Raw genomic sequence first — 18,337 nt, forward strand, 5'->3', positions numbered from 1 at the left:
ATCCTTAATTACATGCTTACTCAAATAGAGTTGTTGATTTATCAGAAACTCAACCCTCTACGCCCGGTGACCATAGCGAATTGGAACCACTCTTTCCCATCCCGAACAGGACAGTGAAACGATTCTACGCCGATGATAGTGCGGATTACCCGTGTGAAAGTAGGTAACTGCCGGGCACCAATGCGACGCCCAGACCCTTTTAGGTCTGGGCGTTTTTACTTGTGCAAAGCGTTTAGAGTGATTGACAGAAACTCCATTTGGAGTGAGAATGTTGGGTTCGCGGAGGGGTGTCCGAGCGGCTAAAGGAGGCAGACTGTAAATCTGTTGGCTATGCCTACGTAGGTTCGAATCCTACCCCCTCCACCAGATGTGCGGGATTAGTTTAGTGGTAAAACAGCAGATTTCCAATCTTCGGTCAAGAGTTCGATTCTCTTATCCCGCTCCAGAATTTGTTGCATTAGATTTCGCCCATGTGGCTCAGTGGTAGAGCACTCCCTTGGTAAGGGAGAGGTCGGCAGTTCGATTCTGCCCATGGGCACCATGTTTGATTTATTGATTGTGTATTTCGTGTTTGGTTTAAGAGTTAACTAAAGGCAGAAAAAAATGGCAAAAGAAAAGTTCGAGCGGACAAAACCGCACGTAAACGTAGGCACCATCGGTCACGTTGACCACGGTAAAACCACATTGACAGCAGCAATCGCAACCGTGCTTTCTAAAGCATTCGGTGGCGAAGCAAAAGCATACGATCAGATCGATGCTGCTCCAGAAGAAAAAGCACGTGGTATTACGATTAATACAGCGCACGTTGAGTACGAGACAGCGGGTCGTCACTACGCTCACGTTGACTGCCCAGGACATGCTGACTACGTTAAGAACATGATTACTGGTGCCGCTCAGATGGACGGCGCAATTTTAGTTTGCTCCGCAGCTGACGGCCCAATGCCACAAACTCGTGAGCACATCCTCTTGGCACGCCAAGTGGGCGTTCCTTACATCGTGGTGTTCCTCAACAAGTGCGACATGGTTGATGATGCTGAATTGCTCGAGTTAGTTGAAATGGAAGTGCGTGAGCTTCTCTCCAAATACAACTTCCCTGGCGATGACACACCAATCATCCGTGGTTCTGCTAAGTTGGCTTTAGAAGGTGACGAAGGCCCATTGGGTAAAGAGGCCATCATGAAATTGGCTGAAGCATTGGACTCATACATCCCAACTCCAGAACGTGCTGTTGACGGCACGTTCTTGATGCCAGTAGAAGACGTGTTCTCTATCTCCGGTCGCGGTACTGTTGTTACAGGCCGTATCGAGCGCGGCATCATCAAGGTTGGTGAAGAGATCGAAATTATCGGTATCAAACCAACACTCAAGACTACTTGTACTGGTGTTGAAATGTTCCGCAAATTGCTCGACCAAGGTCAAGCAGGCGATAACGTTGGTATCTTGTTACGCGGTACAAAACGTGAAGAAGTTGAGCGCGGCCAAGTATTGGCTAAGCCAGGTTCAATCACCCCACATACTCACTTTACAGCCGAGGTTTACATCTTGGGCAAAGACGAAGGTGGCCGCCATACTCCATTCTTTAACAACTATCGTCCACAGTTCTACTTCCGTACTACGGACGTAACTGGTTCAATCGAGTTGCCAAAAGACAAAGAAATGGTAATGCCTGGGGATAACGTAACCATTACCGTAAAACTCATCGCTCCAATCGCGATGGAAGAAGGTTTACGTTTTGCGATCCGTGAAGGTGGCCGTACTGTTGGCGCCGGAGTGGTTGCAAAGATTTTGGCTTAAGTGTTTTTTTATAAAGGGGTGTAGCTCAATTGGCAGAGCGTTGGTCTCCAAAACCAAAGGTTGGGGGTTCGATGCCCTCCGCCCCTGCCACGATTTGAACTGAAAGCAATATGTCTCATCAAACAGCAAGTCAATCTGAAGAAAAAAGCAGCTGGGTCTCTGGACTCGTTGCTTTAATCGTTGTCGCAGCGTTAGTGCTTTACTACACGCTGGTTGACCAGTCTATGTTGGTGCGTCTCACCGTTTTATTTGGCGGTATTGCTGCTGCGGTTTTGATTGTGGCGATTTCACCAGGTGGACGTCGTTTTATTCATTACGCAAAAGATTCTTGGTATGAAGTAAAAAAGGTTGTTTGGCCGACTCGTAAAGAGACTACCCAAATGACTCTAGTCGTATTTGGCTTTGTTCTGATCATGTCCTTGTTTTTGTGGATTGCAGACAAATTAATTGAATGGCTAGTTTTTTCAGTCTTTTTGGGCTGGAAGTGAGCAAGAAAAAATGATTGATTCTGAAGTAGCCGAAAATTCACAAGCTACCGGCAATATGCGCTGGTACGTTATTCATGCTTATTCCGGAATGGAAAAGAGCGTCAAAAAAGGTCTCGAGGAGCGTATTGCACGTTCTGGCATGCCAGAAAAATTTGGCCGTATTTTGGTTCCTTCCGAAGAGGTTGTAGAAATGAAATCCGGCACAAAGTCTGTGTCTGAGCGTCGTTTCTTCCCGGGATATGTCCTAATTGAGATGGAAATGACCGACGAAAGCTGGCATTTGGTGAAAAATACGCCAAAAGTGACCGGTTTCGTAGGCGGTGTACGTAACCGCCCAAGTCCAATTTCTACAGCAGAAGTCACCAAAATCATGGATCAAATGCAGGCTGGGGTGGATAAACCGAAGCCTAAGACCCTGTTTGAGGTGGGTGAGATGGTTCGCGTTAAAGAAGGTCCGTTTACTGACTTCAACGGCAACGTTGAGGAAGTGAACTACGAGAAGTCAAGATTGCGCGTTTCTGTTACAATTTTTGGCCGCAGTACCCCAGTTGAGTTGGGGTTCGGCCAGGTAGAAAAGATGTAAAAAACAAGGACTTAGTCAAGTTTTGCAGTGCAGCAGTAAAAGTAGTTTTAGATGGTTATTTAGATTTTGTATTTACCAGAGGAGCGGAGCTAGAAAGCCAAAAAATAGCGAAGCGTTAACTCAACGGCGGTCTTTCCTAATGAGGTTGGTCGCGCTTTAAGGAGCAACACATGGCAAAGAAGATTATTGGCTTTATTAAGCTTCAGATCCCTGCAGGCAAAGCAAATCCATCACCACCCGTAGGTCCAGCATTGGGTCAACGCGGCCTTAACATTATGGAATTCTGTAAGGCGTTTAATGCTCAAACTCAGAGCATGGAATCTGGCCTGCCAATTCCAGTCGTGATTACAGCGTTCGCTGATCAGAGCTTCACATTCATCATGAAGACTCCTCCAGCAACCATCATGCTTAAGAAGGCTGCGAAGATCGAAAAAGGATCGCCACGTCCTCATACCGACAAGGTAGGAAAAATTACTCGTGCTCAAGCGGAAGAAATTGCTAAAGCAAAAATGCCAGATTTGACAGCGGCCGAAATGGATGCGGCTGTTAGAACTATCGCTGGCAGCGCCCGTTCCATGGGCATCACTGTGGAAGGAATCTAATCATGCCTAAATTATCTAAGCGCGTAAAAGCAATTCAATCTAAAGTTGATCGCAATAAGTTTTACCCATTAGAAGATGCATTGAACCTCGTTAAAGAGTGTGCAACTGCCAAGTTCGATGAGTCTATCGATGTTGCTGTTCAGTTGGGTATTGATGCTAAGAAATCTGACCAAGTTGTGCGCGGCGCGGTAGTGCTCCCAGCTGGTACTGGTAAGTATGTTCGTGTTGCTGTTTTTTCTCAAGGCGAGAAGGCTGAACAAGCTAAAGCTGCTGGCGCAGAAATTGTTGGCATGGAAGAGCTTGCCGAACAAATCAAGAGCGGCAAAATTGATTTCGATATTTTGATCGCATCCCCAGACACAATGAAAATTGTTGGTACTTTAGGTCAAGTATTGGGCCCACGTGGTTTGATGCCAAATCCAAAAGTGGGAACAGTGACTCCTGACGTTGCTACTGCAGTTAAAAATGCAAAAGCAGGTCAAGTTCAGTTCCGTTCGGACAAAGCCGGTATCGTGCACGCAAGCATTGGCCGTCGTTCATTCGAGCCAGCTGCATTGAAATCCAACTTGCTCGCATTGCTTGAGGCTTTGAATAAAGTAAAACCTCCTGCATCTAAGGGCGTTTATTTAAAGAAGGTTGCCGTAAGCAGCACCATGGGTGCAGGCGTACGCGTAGACCAAGCATGGTTACAGGTAGCAGCTTAATAACCGGTAACAAAAAAGAACTTTGGGTCGACTCTCACTCTTTGATTAAGAGTCGAACATCAAAGACCGTTGGTGGATTGGTTTGCTTGCTCAGAAATTAATTCTTAATCGTTACGAAAGTAATAGCCAGCGCAGATGGCGACCCTGAAAAGATTTTCACAAGAGTCTTTGTGAACAAATGATCAGACGCTGGTGTGTAACCCCAACTGGAAACAGTTGGTTTTTATGGAGTTAAACCGTGCCTTTGAATGTACAAGACAAAAAAGCGATTGTTGCTGATGTCCGCGCTCAATTGGCTGGAGCCCAAACTGTCGTGCTCGCTGAATACCGTGGTATTTCAGTAGCGCAGTTGACAAAGCTACGTGCTAGCGCACGTGACCAAGGTGTATATCTGCGCGTTTTGAAGAACACATTGGCACGCCGTGCTGCACAAGGCACACGGTTTGAGCCTCTTGCTGATTCGATGGTTGGCCCCTTGATCTATGGCATTTCTGCAGATCCAATTGCGTCGGCAAAAGTATTGCAGGCCTGTGCCAAGACTCAAGATCAGCTGGTCATTAAAGCTGGCTTATATAACGGCAAGTTGTTAGACGTTGCAGGCGTAAAAGCCCTGGCAACAATTCCAAGCCGCGAAGAGTTGTTATCTCAGTTGTTGGGCGTGATGTTGGCCCCAGTTTCTGCGATGGCTCGCGTATTGGGCGCAGTAGCAGCACAAAAGGCGGCTGGAGCACCTGCTCCGTTAGCGGCACCTGTAGAAGCAGCAGCCACAGCAGCAGTAGTCGCTGAAGCCGTTCCTGAAGCAGCCGCTGAGTCTGCAGCCGTAGCCCCAGAAGCTGGCACAGAAGCAAACGAAACCCCTGCCGCTGAATAAGCGACAGATTAACTATTTAAGGATTAGGAGCTAACAATGGCGATTACTAAAGAAGAAATCATTGAAGCAGTAGGTAGCATGTCCGTTATGGATTTGAACGATTTGGTTAAAGCGTTCGAAGAGAAGTTTGGTGTTTCAGCTGCAGCGATGGCTGTTGCTGGTCCTGCAGGCGGCGGTGATGCTGCTGGCGGTGGCGAAGAACAAACTGAATTCACTGTAAATCTCGTTGAAGCTGGCGCAAATAAAGTTTCAGTAATTAAAGCGGTTCGTGAGATTACTGGCCTTGGTTTGAAAGAAGCAAAAGATTTGGTTGACGGTGCACCGAAGTCAATCAAAGAAGGGGTTGACAAGAAAACTGCTGAAGAAGCCAAGAAGAAGCTTGAAGAAGCTGGCGCTAAAGCAGAACTCAAGTAATACGCACAATGCTAGCGCCTCTCACAAAGGGGCGTTAGCCATGTTGGGTTTGCCTTCTGATACGACTGCAGAATGCAAGTTTGGTCGGACACTGAATCGAAACGATTTAGTGTTGTCCGCCAGTGATTGGTAGTGGCCAATCGCCAAATCTTTGTACAGTCGCTGAATTCGGAGATGAAATGAACTATAGCTTCACCGAACGTAAGCGAGTCCGTAAAAGCTTTGCTAAGCGAGTAAACAACCACCAGGTTCCGTACCTGATCGCAACGCAGCTGGAATTCTACGCTAAATTTTTACAGGCTGATAAGCCGGCAATGTCTCGTCTTACTGAGGGACTTCAAGCCGCCTTTACATCAGCATTCCCAATTGTGTCTAACAACGGCTATGCACGTATGGAATACGTGTCTTACCAGTTATCACAACCACCATTTGACGTAAAAGAATGTCAGCAACGTGGTTACACATACCACTCTGCCTTACGCGCCAAAGTTCGCTTGATTATTTATGATCGCGAAGCGCCTACGAAGGTTAAAGAGGTAAAAGAGAGTGAAGTCTACATGGGTGAAATTCCACTCATGACAGAAAACGGCTCGTTTGTGATCAACGGTACTGAGCGCGTGATCGTTTCTCAGTTGCACCGTTCCCCAGGCGTGTTCTTCGAGCACGATAAGGGCAAGACACATAGCTCAGGTAAGTTGCTGTTCTCAGCACGCATCATTCCTTACCGTGGTTCATGGCTCGATTTCGAGTTTGATCCAAAAGATATTCTCTATTTCCGCGTTGACCGTCGTCGTAAGATGCCTGTCACCATTTTGCTTAAGGCAATTGGTTTAAACAACGAACAGATTCTGGCGAACTTCTTTAACTTTGACCATTTCTCATTGACTGCTAATGGCGGTTCAATGGAATTTGTGCCAGAGCGTTTGCGTGGTCAGTTGGCTAGCTTTGATGTGCTCGACAAGAATGACGTTGTAGTCATTCAAAAAGACAAGCGTATCAATGCAAAGCATATCTGCGAACTCGAAGCTGCAAAAACAAAAACAATCGCTGTACCAGATGACTATTTAATTGGTCGTGTAGTTGCGCGCAATATTGTCGATCCAGACTCTGGTGAAATCTTGGCGTACGCTAACGATGAAATCACTGAAGAGTTGTTGGCGACATTGCGCGATGCAGGTATCAAGCAATTAGAAACCATCTACACCAATGATTTGGATTCTGGCGCGTACATTTCTCAGACATTGCGTACTGACGAAACTGCGGACCAAATGGCTGCTCGTATCGCCATCTACCGCATGATGCGTCCTGGTGAGCCTCCAACGGAAGATGCTGTTGAGGCTTTGTTCCAACGCTTGTTCTATAGCGAAGATACATACGATTTGTCACGCGTTGGCCGCATGAAGGTCAACAGCCGTTTGAACCGTCCAGAAATGGAAGGTCCAATGGTTCTGTCAAACGAAGATATTCTCGACACCATTAAGTCCCTCGTAGATTTGCGTGACGGCAAAGGCGAAGTAGACGATATCGATCACTTAGGTAATCGTCGTGTACGTTGCGTTGGTGAGTTGGCTGAAAACCAATTCCGTGCTGGTTTATCACGTGTTGGGCGTGCGGTTAAAGAACGTCTCGGCCAAGCCGAAACAGAAAACCTCATGCCGCATGACTTGATTAACAGCAAGCCAATCTCTTCTGCTATTCGTGAGTTCTTCGGTTCGTCACAGTTGTCCCAGTTTATGGACCAAACCAACCCACTCTCAGAGATCACGCATAAGCGTCGTATTTCTGCATTGGGACCTGGTGGTTTGACCCGCGAGCGCGCAGGTTTCGAAGTGCGCGACGTGCATCCAACCCACTACGGACGTGTTTGCCCAATCGAAACTCCAGAAGGGCCAAACATTGGTTTGATCAACTCACTCGCGTTATTTGCGCGTTTGAATGAACATGGCTTCCTTGAGACTCCATACCGTAAGGTTTCCAATAGCAAGGTAAGCGATGAAGTGGTTTACCTCTCTGCGATTGAAGAAGCAAAGTATGTGATTGCTCAGGCAAACGCAACAATCGACACAAGCGGTAAGTTAGCTGACGAATTGGTTTCCGCTCGTCAAGCTGGTGAAATCATGATGGTTAGCCCAGAGCGCATCGATTTCATCGACGTTGCTCCTAGCCAGATCGTTTCTGCTGCTGCTTCACTCGTTCCATTCTTAGAGCACGATGATGCGAACCGTGCGTTGATGGGTGCGAACATGCAGCGTCAAGCAGTTCCTTGCTTGCGCCCAGATAAGCCATTAGTTGGTACAGGTTTAGAGCGTATTGTTGCGGTTGACTCCGGCACTATTGTATTAGCAGCGCGTGGCGGTATCGTTGATTACGTTGATGCGAATCGTGTTGTGATTCGTGTGAATGATGATGAAACTGCGGCTGGTGAAGTTGGGGTGGATATTTACAACCTCATCAAGTACACCCGTTCAAATCAAAACACCAACATCAACCAACGTCCAATCGTGAAAGTTGGCGATCGCGTAGCCCGCGGCGACGTAGTGGCTGACGGCGCATCTACCGATTTGGGTGAATTGGCATTGGGTCAAAACATGACTGTGGCATTTATGCCATGGAACGGTTACAACTTCGAAGATTCCATTTTGATCTCTGAGAAGGTTGTTGCTGACGACCGCTACACCTCTATTCATATTGAAGAGTTGTCAGTAGTTGCGCGTGATACCAAGCTTGGTGCAGAAGAAATTACTCGCGACATTTCTAACTTGGCGGAGTCACAACTCTCCCGTTTGGATGAGAGCGGTATTGTGTACATCGGTGCTGAAGTTGAAGCTGGCGACGTATTGGTTGGCAAGGTAACTCCAAAGGGCGAGACTACTCTCACTCCTGAAGAGAAACTCCTTCGTGCGATCTTCGGTGAAAAAGCATCTGACGTTAAAGATACTTCTTTGCGCGTTCCATCAGGAATGATTGGTACCGTTATCGATGTTCAAGTCTTTACGCGTGAAGGTATTGAGCGCGATGCACGTGCACAGTCAACCATTCAAGAAGAATTACAGCGCTATCGTTTGGATTTGAATGACCAGTTACGTATTGTTGAAGGCGATGCCTTCATGCGTTTAGAAAAACTGTTGATTGGCAAAGTTGCCAACGGCGGCCCTAAGAAATTAGCTAAAGACACCAAGATCGACAAGGAATACCTTGCTGATTTGGATAAATACCATTGGTTTGATGTTCGTCCAGCAGATGATGAAGTTGCCTCACAAGTTGAAGCAATCAAATCTTCTATCGAAGCGAAACGCAAACAGTTTGATGAGGCTTTTGAAGAGAAGCGCACCAAACTTACCCAGGGCGATGATTTACAGCCTGGCGTAACGAAGATGGTTAAGGTGTACTTGGCAGTTAAGCGTCGCTTACAGCCTGGTGACAAGATGGCCGGTCGTCACGGTAACAAGGGTGTGGTTTCTAAAATCGCTCCAGCGGAAGACATGCCATTTATGGCTGACGGACGCCCTGTTGACATCGTCTTGAACCCATTGGGTGTTCCTTCCCGTATGAACGTTGGTCAGATCTTGGAAACCCACCTAGGTTGGGCAGCTCAAGGTATTGGTAAGCGTATCGACGAGATGGTTCGTCAACAAGCTAAACAAGCTGAGTTACGTAAGTTCCTCAAGCAGCTTTACAACGAAACAGGCCGCATTGAAGACATCGACAACTTCACTGATGAGCAAATCACAGTGTTGGCTGAGAACCTCCGCCAAGGCTTGCCATTTGCAACCCCAGTGTTTGACGGTGCTACAGAAGCCGAAATCGGACGCATGCTCGAGTTGGCTTATCCAGAAGAAGTAGCTACTTCTTTGAAGATGACCCCTTCACGTCAGCAAATGATTTTGTGCGACGGTCGTACTGGCGATCAATTCGAGCGTCCAGTCACTGTTGGCGTAATGCACGTCTTGAAACTCCACCATTTGGTCGACGACAAGATGCATACTCGTTCAACTGGACCTTACTCTTTAGTAACGCAACAACCATTGGGCGGTAAAGCCCAGTTCGGTGGTCAGCGCTTTGGTGAGATGGAAGTCTGGGCCCTCGAAGCATACGGTGCTTCATATGTCTTGCAGGAAATGCTGACAGTGAAGTCCGATGACGTCGCAGGCCGTACCAAGGTTTACGAAAACATCGTCAAGGGCGAGCACACGATTGATGCTGGCATGCCCGAATCCTTCAACGTGCTGGTAAAAGAAATCCGTTCGTTGGGTATTGACATTGACATGGAGCGCAACTGATATGAAAGCATTGCTCGATTTATTTAAGCAAACGCAGGGTGATGAGCAGTTTGATGTAATCAAGATTGGTCTTGCATCCCCTGAGAAAATTCGCTCATGGTCTTTTGGTGAAGTGCGCAAACCAGAAACCATCAACTACCGGACTTTTAAGCCCGAGCGTGATGGTTTGTTTTGCGCCAAGATTTTTGGACCAACCAAAGATTACGAGTGCTTATGCGGTAAGTACAAGCGCTTAAAGTTCCGTGGCGTTATCTGCGAGAAGTGCGGCGTTGAAGTTACTCTCGCTAAGGTACGTCGTGAGCGCATGGGCCACATTGAGTTGGCAGCCCCTGTAGCGCACATCTGGTTCTTGAAATCATTGCCATCCCGTTTGGGTATGGTTCTCGATATGACATTGCGTGATATCGAGCGCGTTCTCTACTTTGAAGCATATGTCCTGGTTGATCCTGGCATGACTCCTGAAGGCGCGATGAAGCGCGGTCAAATCATGTCTGAAGATGAATACATTGCTAAGACTGAAGAGTATGGTGATGGTGCGTTTACCGCCATCATGGGCGCTGAAGGAATTCGTGATCTCTTGCGTTCGATTGATATCGATCGTGAAGTAGAGACTATTCGTGCTGACTTGAAAGCCACTGGTAGCGATGCCAAGATCAAGAAATACGCTAAGCGCTTAAAAGTGCTCGAAGCGTTCCAGACTTCAGGTATCAAGCCTGACTGGATGATCATGGAAGTATTGCCAGTATTGCCACCAGAATTGCGCCCATTGGTGCCATTGGATGGCGGTCGCTTTGCTACCTCTGATTTGAATGATCTCTACCGTCGTGTGATCAACCGTAACAACCGTTTGAAGCGTTTGTTAGAGTTGCGTGCACCAGAGATCATCGTTCGCAACGAAAAACGCATGTTGCAAGAAGCCGTTGACTCATTGCTCGACAACGGTCGTCGCGGTAAGGCTATGACTGGCGCTAATAAGCGTCCTCTCAAGTCCTTGGCCGAGATGATTAAAGGCAAGAGCGGTCGTTTCCGTCAAAACTTGTTGGGTAAACGCGTTGACTACTCTGGTCGTTCAGTCATCGTGGTTGGCCCTACATTGAAATTGCATCAGTGCGGCTTACCAAAATTGATGACCTTGGAATTGTTCAAGCCATTCATTTTCAACAAGCTTGAGACTTTGGGAATTGCAACCACGATTAAGGCTGCGAAGAAAGAAGTTGAAAGTCAGACTCCAATCGTTTGGGACATTCTCGAAGAAGTGATTCGTGAACATCCAATCATGTTGAACCGTGCGCCTACATTGCACCGTCTCGGCATCCAGGCTTTCGAGCCAATGCTGATTGAAGGTAAAGCAATCCAATTGCATCCATTAGTCTGCGCGGCATTTAACGCTGACTTTGATGGCGACCAAATGGCGGTTCACGTTCCTTTGTCGCTCGAAGCGCAAATGGAAGCGCGTACATTGATGTTAGCTTCGAACAACGTGTTGTTCCCTGCCAACGGCGAACCATCCATCGTTCCTTCACAGGACGTGGTGTTGGGTCTGTACTACGCTACACGTGACAAGATCAACGGTAAAGGCGAAGGCATGGTTTTCGCCAACATTACTGAAGTAGTGCGTGCATATGAAGCAGGTCAAGTTGAATTAGCTTCTCGTGTTGCTGTGCGTATTACTGAGCATGAGATCGTTGACAAAAAAGCAGAAGGCGATGCGCGTTTTGCTGAGAAGACCAAGATCTATCAAACTTCAGTTGGCCGTGCAATCTTGTCTGAGATTTTGCCTAAAGGCATGTCTTTCGAGGAAATTAACAAGCCTTTGAAGAAAAAAGAAATCTCACGCTTGATCAACACATCATTCCGTAAGTGCGGTTTGCGTGAAACAGTGATTTTTGCTGACCGTCTCTTGCAGTCTGGTTTCCGTTTGGCAACCAATGCCGGTATCTCTGTTGCGATTGACGATATGTTGATTCCAACTTCTAAGGACCGCATCATTACTGAGGCTTCTTCCAAGGTTAAAGAGTATGACAAGCAGTTCATGTCAGGTCTCGTAACCAATCAAGAACGTTATAACAACGTGGTTGATATTTGGGGTGCCGCAGGCGACCAAGTTGGCAAGGCCATGATGGATGAGTTGTCACACGTTGATGTGCTTGATCGTAACGGCAAATCTGTGCGTCAAGAATCTTTTAACTCCATCTATATGATGGCGGATTCTGGGGCGCGTGGATCTGCAGCGCAGATTCGTCAGTTGGCTGGTATGCGTGGTTTGATGGCTAAGCCTGATGGCTCCATTATTGAAACCCCAATTACTGCGAACTTCCGCGAAGGTTTGAACGTGTTGCAGTACTTCATTTCAACTCACGGTGCTCGTAAAGGTCTGGCCGATACAGCGTTGAAGACAGCAAACTCTGGTTACTTGACTCGTCGTTTGTGCGACGTTACTCAAGATCTCGTGGTGATCGAAGAAGATTGCGGCGCGACTACTGGCGTAACTATGAAGGCGCTTGTTGAAGGCGGCGAAATTATCGAAGCATTGCGCGATCGTATTTTGGGTCGTGTGTGCATCGGTGACATCGTGCGCCCTGATACACAAGAAGTTATCGTTCCTAACGACACATTGCTCGACGAAGATCATGTTGATCAAATCGTGGCATTGGGTATCGATGAGGTTAAAGTTCGCACAGTATTGTCTTGCTTAACCCGCTTTGGCTTATGCGCTAAGTGCTACGGACGTGATCTAGGTCGCGGTGGTTTGGTAAACGTTGGTGAGGCAGTGGGTGTTATCGCTGCTCAATCCATCGGTGAGCCAGGGACACAGTTGACTATGCGTACTTTCCACATCGGTGGTGCAGCGTCACGTGCTTTGGTTGCAAGCAATATTGAAGCCAAATCGAATGGTGCTTTGAAGTTCTCCGGCACGATGCGTGTTGTGAAGAACGCGAAGGGTGAGCAAATCGTGATTTCACGTTCTGGCGAAGCCTTGATCGTTGACGAAAATGGTCGTGAGCGCGAGCGTCATAAAGTGCCTTACGGCGCAACTCTTTTATTAAAAGAAGATGCGGCTGTTAAGGCTGGTGCAAGCTTGGCAACATGGGATTCATTAACACGCCCGATTATTTCTGAGTACGCTGGTATCGCTCGCTTCGATAACGTTGAAGAAGGCGTAACCGTTGCTAAGCAGGTTGACGAAGTTACTGGTCTTTCCACCTTGGTGGTCATTGACGGTAAGCGCCGCTCTGCAGCAAGCAAAGGCGTTCGCCCAGTGATCAACTTGATTGATGACAAGGGTAACGATGTCATGATCGCTGGCACTGATCACCCAGTAAATATTGGCCTCCAAGTGGGCGCTTTGATTACCGTTAAGGATGGTCAGAAGGTCGAAGTTGGTGAAGTGTTGGCACGTATTCCAATTGAATCGCAGAAGACTCGCGACATTACCGGTGGTTTGCCACGTGTTGCAGAATTGTTCGAGGCACGTTCACCAAAAGATGCGGCTGTATTGGCGAAAGTAACTGGAACAGTTTCCTTCGGTAAAGAAACCAAAGGTAAACAGCGTTTGGTTATTACCGATATGGATGGTGAAGCCAATGAATTCTTGATTCCTAAAGAGAAGCAAGTTCTCGTTCATGATGGTCAAGTTGTGAACAAGGGCGAGATGATTGTGGAAGGCCCTGCTGATCTACATGACATCTTGACTCTCAAAGGTATCGAAGAGTTGGCAATCTACATCGTTGATGAAGTTCAAGACGTTTATCGTCTCCAGGGTGTGAAGATCAATGACAAGCACATTGAAGTCATCGTGCGTCAGATGCTGCGTCGTGTTCAGGTAACGGATCCAGGCGATACATCCTTCATCACTGGTGAGCAAGTTGAGCGTTCTAAGTTATATGACGCTAACGATGCTGTGATCGCCCAAGGTAAGCACCCAGCGCAGTTCGACAACGTATTGCTCGGTATTACCAAGGCATCTTTGTCGACCGACAGCTTCATTTCAGCGGCTTCTTTCCAAGAAACCACGCGTGTATTGACCGAAGCCGCAATTATGGGCAAGACCGATACACTCCGTGGCCTCAAGGAAAACGTCATTATTGGTCGTCTGATCCCTGCTGGTACTGGCTTGTCATACCGCCGTGCACGCAAGGTCAGAGAGCAATTCGAGCGTGATCGCGCTCAAATGATTGCCGCCGAAGAGGAAGCAATGGCCAATATGCCTGTAGACATTGAGGCTGAAGTCGTTGCTCCTGCTGGGGAGGCTGATCCGAGCTAATTTGGTAATTCTGGCCAGAAGTAGCCAGTTTTTTCCTTCGAGGTTGACGGAAAAGGCTGGCCAAGCTAGAATGCTAAGTTCTACTGATTCAGAAGGGGGGTCTTTTTGACCTAGAAATTCTCTAAGTCATTGATTTTCTTGAAGAAAGCAACAAAGAAGTACTAACCGAGCTATTTTATGCCAACAATTAATCAATTATTACGCAAGCCAAGAACAAGGCTTACCGTTAAAAGCAAGAGCCCTGCGTTGCAAAACAGCCCGCAGCGCCATGGTGTATGTACACGTGTGTACACAACCACTCCTAAAAAGCCTAACTCTGCGCTCCGTAAAGTAGCCAAAGTTCGCTTAACCAATGGTTTTGAAGTGATTTCATACATTGGTGGTGAAGGACATAACCTCCAGGAACACTCAGTAGTTTTGATCCGCGGCGGTCGTGTAAAGGATTTGCCAGGTGTGCGTTATCACATCGTTCGCGGTTCTTTGGACTTACAGGGCGTTAAAGATCGTAAGCAAGCCCGTTCTAAATACGGTGCTAAGCGCGCCAAGAAAGCTGCTTAATTTTTTAAAGAATTAAGCAGTAGTAGTGTCGCAGTAAGTAATTTGTGTAGCAAGTCATTGTTTGTTAGACTTACAAGACAAGTAAGTGGTTGTTCCGTCTAGGAATCTTTCTTGGATAGTAGAACAACTGGAGTGGATGGTTCATGTGAATCATCCCCAACTGAACTATAAGGGAGTAATGATGCCACGTCGTCGTGAAGTTCGCAAGCGGGAAATTTTGCCGGATCCAAAATTCGGTAATGTAGAAGTAGCTAAATTCATGAACGTCCTCATGTTGGACGGCAAGAAATCGGTTGCAGAGCGTATCGTTTACGGTGCCTTTGATCACATCAAGCAAAAAGCAAACAAAGAACCACTCGAAATTTTTTCAACAGCCATGGGCAACGTCAAGCCAATGGTTGAGGTAAAGAGCCGTCGTGTTGGTGGCGCCAACTATCAAGTTCCTGTTGAAGTTCGTCCATCACGTCGTTCCGCTTTGGCAATGCGCTGGTTGCGCGAAGCCGCTAAGAAGCGTGGCGAAAAATCGATGGCTCAACGTTTGGCTAACGAATTATTAGAGGCTGCTGAAGGTCGTGGCGGCGCAATGAAGAAGCGTGAAGAAGTTCACCGTATGGCAGAAGCTAACAAAGCTTTCTCACATTTCCGCGTCTAATCGAATAGTCAAGAAAAGGCATAAACAGTGGCACGTAAAACCCCCATCGATAAATACCGCAATATTGGTATTTCTGCGCATATTGACGCAGGTAAGACAACAACTACAGAACGCGTTTTGTTCTACACCGGTGTTAATCACAAAATTGGTGAAGTGCATGACGGTGCAGCGACCATGGACTGGATGGAGCAAGAGCAAGAGCGTGGTATCACGATTACTTCTGCTGCTACCACCACGTTCTGGAAGGGCATGGCTGGTAATTTCCTAGAACATCGCATCAATATTATTGATACCCCAGGACACGTAGATTTCACTATTGAAGTTGAGCGTTCAATGCGCGTTTTGGATGGCGCTTGCATGGTTTACTGCGCGGTGGGTGGTGTACAGCCACAATCTGAAACTGTTTGGCGTCAAGCGAATAAGTATCAAGTTCCACGTTTGGCATTCGTTAACAAGATGGACCGTACAGGCGCGAACTTCTTTAAGGTCTATGACCAAATGAGAACTCGTCTCAAGGCAAACCCAATTTTGATTCAAATTCCTATCGGCGCAGAAGAGAATTTCAAAGGCGTTATCGACTTGGTAAAAATGAAGGCCATCATTTGGGATGAGGCTTCACAAGGAACTAAGTTCACCTACGAAGAGATCCCTGCTGAATTGCAAGCTTCCGCTGAAGAGTGGCGCGAGAAGATGCTCGAGGCTGCTGCGGAGAGTTCAGAAGAATTGATGGAAAAATATCTCGGCGGTAAAGGCTTGACCGAAGAAGAAATCAAAAAAGCATTGCGTCAACGTACGATCGCTAATGAAATCGTTCCAATGTTGTGCGGAACCGCGTTTAAAAACAAAGGCGTTCAGGCGATGTTGGACGCTGTAGTTGAATTGTTGCCATCTCCATTGGACGTTCCACCAGTTCCATGCGAAGAAGAAGACGGCACACCTACAACACGTAAAGCTTCTGATGATGAGAAATTCTCAGCATTGGCATTTAAGATCATGACTGACCCATTCGTTGGCCAGCTCATCTTCTTCCGTGTTTATTCAGGTGTGATGAAGTCTGGCGACACTATCTACAACCCAATTAAGGGTAAGAAAGAGCGTGTTGGCCGTTTGTTGCAAATGCATGCGAACGAACGTGAAGAAATTAAAGAAGTATTTGCAGGTGATATTGCTGCTGCTGTTGGTCTGAAAGACGCGACAACTGGCGAAACATTGTGTGATCCAGATAGCATCGTGATTTTGGAGCGCATGGTGTTCCCAGAGCCAGTGATCTCTCAAGCTGTTGAGCCTAAGACAAAAGCTGACCAAGAAAAAATGGGTCTTGCATTGAATCGTTTGGCTCAAGAAGATCCTTCTTTCCGCGTGAAGACTGATGAAGAATCAGGCCAAACTATTATTTCCGGTATGGGCGAGCTCCATTTGGAAATTTTGGTTGACCGTACGAAGCGCGAGTTTGGTGTTGAGGCGACTGTTGGTAAGCCACAAGTTGCCTACCGTGAAACGATTCGTAAGACTTGCGACGAAGTTGAAGGTAAGTTCGTTAAGCAGTCTGGCGGTCGCGGTCAATACGGTCACGTTGTATTGAAGCTTGAGCCACAAGAGCCAGGTAAAGGTTTTGAATTCGTTGACGCTATTAAGGGCGGTGTAGTTCCACGTGAATACATCCCTGCGGTAGAAAAAGGAATTATTGAAACATTGAACTCCGGTATCTTGGCTGGTTATCCAGTGGTTGATATCAAGGCAACCTTGTTCTTCGGTTCATACCATGACGTTGACTCCAATGAAAACGCATTTAAGATGGCGGCTTCAATGGCGTTCAAAGACGGTATGCGTAGAGCGGCTCCAGTGTTGCTCGAGCCAATGATGGCTGTTGAAGTTGAAACACCAGAAGATTTCATGGGTAACGTAATGGGTGACCTGTCATCCCGTCGCGGTATTTTGCAAGGTATGGATGACATTTCAGGCGGCGGCAAGATTGTTCGCGCTGAAGTGCCATTGGCAGAGATGTTTGGTTACTCAACTGGCTTGCGCTCGTTGACCCAAGGGCGTGCTACCTACACCATGGAATTTAAACATTATTCCGAAGCACCGAAGAACGTTGCTGAAGCAGTGATGGCTGCTAAAGCGAAGTAATTGATCCACATTAATTTTTAATATTGACTAGCTAAAGAGAAGGCAGAAAAAAATGGCAAAAGAAAAGTTCGAGCGGACAAAACCGCACGTAAACGTAGGCACCATCGGTCACGTTGACCACGGTAAAACCACATTGACAGCAGCAATCGCAACCGTGCTTTCTAAAGCATTCGGTGGCGAAGCAAAAGCATACGATCAGATCGATGCTGCTCCAGAAGAAAAAGCACGTGGTATTACGATTAATACAGCGCACGTTGAGTACGAGACAGCGGGTCGTCACTACGCTCACGTTGACTGCCCAGGACATGCTGACTACGTTAAGAACATGATTACTGGTGCCGCTCAGATGGACGGCGCAATTTTAGTTTGCTCCGCAGCTGACGGCCCAATGCCACAAACTCGTGAGCACATCCTCTTGGCACGCCAAGTGGGCGTTCCTTACATCGTGGTGTTCCTCAACAAGTGCGACATGGTTGATGATGCTGAATTGCTCGAGTTAGTTGAAATGGAAGTGCGTGAGCTTCTCTCCAAATACAACTTCCCTGGCGATGACACACCAATCATCCGTGGTTCTGCTAAGTTGGCTTTAGAAGGTGACGAAGGCCCATTGGGTAAAGAGGCCATCATGAAATTGGCTGAAGCATTGGACTCATACATCCCAACTCCAGAACGTGCTGTTGACGGCACGTTCTTGATGCCAGTAGAAGACGTGTTCTCTATCTCCGGTCGCGGTACTGTTGTTACAGGCCGTATCGAGCGCGGCATCATCAAGGTTGGTGAAGAGATCGAAATTATCGGTATCAAACCAACACTCAAGACTACTTGTACTGGTGTTGAAATGTTCCGCAAATTGCTCGACCAAGGTCAAGCAGGCGATAACGTTGGTATCTTGTTACGCGGTACAAAACGTGAAGAAGTTGAGCGCGGCCAAGTATTGGCTAAGCCAGGTTCAATCACCCCACATACTCACTTTACAGCCGAGGTTTACATCTTGGGC

General features: G+C 47.2%; 13 protein-coding genes, 4 tRNA genes and 1 rRNA gene. All 18 read left to right on the forward strand.

Translation table 11 applies throughout. From position 1 onward, the window contains the following. Positions 1–62 precede the first annotated feature (62 nt). Positions 63–176 (forward strand): 5S ribosomal RNA (rrf, locus tag DXE35_RS09070). 105 nt (positions 177–281) lie between these two features. Further along, a tRNA-Tyr gene (locus DXE35_RS09075) sits at positions 282–366 on the forward strand. A 5-nt stretch (positions 367–371) separates the two neighbouring features. Continuing rightward, positions 372–445 (forward strand) — tRNA-Gly (locus DXE35_RS09080). Positions 446–466: 21 nt separating this feature from the next. After that, positions 467–541, forward strand: a tRNA-Thr gene (locus DXE35_RS09085). 62 nt (positions 542–603) lie between these two features. Next, positions 604–1,794: an elongation factor Tu gene (tuf, locus tag DXE35_RS09090; protein ID WP_114690306.1), complete on the forward strand. Its 1,191-nt coding sequence runs from the start codon at positions 604–606 to the stop codon at positions 1,792–1,794. Positions 1,795–1,808: 14 nt separating this feature from the next. Beyond that, positions 1,809–1,884 (forward strand) — tRNA-Trp (locus DXE35_RS09095). Between the two features lie 20 nt (positions 1,885–1,904). Beyond that, on the forward strand, positions 1,905–2,282 hold the full coding sequence (gene secE, locus DXE35_RS09100) for a preprotein translocase subunit SecE (RefSeq protein ID WP_114690307.1): 378 nt from the start codon (positions 1,905–1,907) through the stop codon (positions 2,280–2,282). A 10-nt stretch (positions 2,283–2,292) separates the two neighbouring features. Then, complete coding sequence (gene nusG / locus DXE35_RS09105; protein ID WP_114690308.1) at positions 2,293–2,865, forward strand: transcription termination/antitermination protein NusG; 573 nt, start codon at positions 2,293–2,295, stop codon at positions 2,863–2,865. Between the two features lie 170 nt (positions 2,866–3,035). Further along, positions 3,036–3,467, forward strand: coding sequence for a 50S ribosomal protein L11 (gene rplK / locus DXE35_RS09110; protein ID WP_114690309.1), 432 nt, complete (start codon positions 3,036–3,038; stop codon positions 3,465–3,467). A gap of 2 nt (positions 3,468–3,469) precedes the next feature. Next, positions 3,470–4,171 carry a 50S ribosomal protein L1 gene (gene rplA, locus DXE35_RS09115; RefSeq protein ID WP_114690310.1) on the forward strand — a complete coding sequence of 234 codons (702 nt, stop codon included), beginning with the start codon at positions 3,470–3,472 and terminating at the stop codon, positions 4,169–4,171. Between the two features lie 238 nt (positions 4,172–4,409). Continuing rightward, a complete protein-coding gene (rplJ, locus tag DXE35_RS09120) occupies positions 4,410–5,042 on the forward strand; it encodes a 50S ribosomal protein L10 (RefSeq protein ID WP_114690311.1) in 633 nt (210 codons plus the stop codon). Between the two features lie 36 nt (positions 5,043–5,078). Then, complete coding sequence (gene rplL / locus DXE35_RS09125; protein WP_114690312.1) at positions 5,079–5,456, forward strand: 50S ribosomal protein L7/L12; 378 nt, start codon at positions 5,079–5,081, stop codon at positions 5,454–5,456. Between the two features lie 179 nt (positions 5,457–5,635). After that, complete coding sequence (rpoB, locus tag DXE35_RS09130) at positions 5,636–9,736, forward strand: DNA-directed RNA polymerase subunit beta (protein ID WP_114690435.1); 4,101 nt, start codon at positions 5,636–5,638, stop codon at positions 9,734–9,736. A gap of 1 nt (position 9,737) precedes the next feature. Then, positions 9,738–14,000: a DNA-directed RNA polymerase subunit beta' gene (gene rpoC / locus DXE35_RS09135; protein ID WP_114690313.1), complete on the forward strand. Its 4,263-nt coding sequence runs from the start codon at positions 9,738–9,740 to the stop codon at positions 13,998–14,000. A gap of 177 nt (positions 14,001–14,177) precedes the next feature. Next, entirely contained in the window at positions 14,178–14,558 is a 381-nt protein-coding gene (gene rpsL, locus DXE35_RS09140; protein WP_114690314.1) for a 30S ribosomal protein S12, read from the forward strand. 181 nt (positions 14,559–14,739) lie between these two features. Further along, complete coding sequence (rpsG, locus tag DXE35_RS09145; protein ID WP_114690436.1) at positions 14,740–15,210, forward strand: 30S ribosomal protein S7; 471 nt, start codon at positions 14,740–14,742, stop codon at positions 15,208–15,210. 27 nt (positions 15,211–15,237) lie between these two features. Then, positions 15,238–17,340 (forward strand): elongation factor G, encoded by a 2,103-nt coding sequence (gene fusA, locus DXE35_RS09150; RefSeq protein WP_114690315.1) that lies wholly within the window; start codon positions 15,238–15,240, stop codon positions 17,338–17,340. Between the two features lie 52 nt (positions 17,341–17,392). Next, positions 17,393–18,337 (forward strand): elongation factor Tu (gene tuf, locus DXE35_RS09155; protein WP_114690316.1); only part of this gene is annotated, 945 nt, incomplete at its 3' end.

The sequence above is a fragment of the Polynucleobacter necessarius genome (assembly GCF_900095215.1).
GTDB classification, from domain to species: Bacteria; Pseudomonadota; Gammaproteobacteria; order Burkholderiales; family Burkholderiaceae; genus Polynucleobacter; species Polynucleobacter necessarius_H.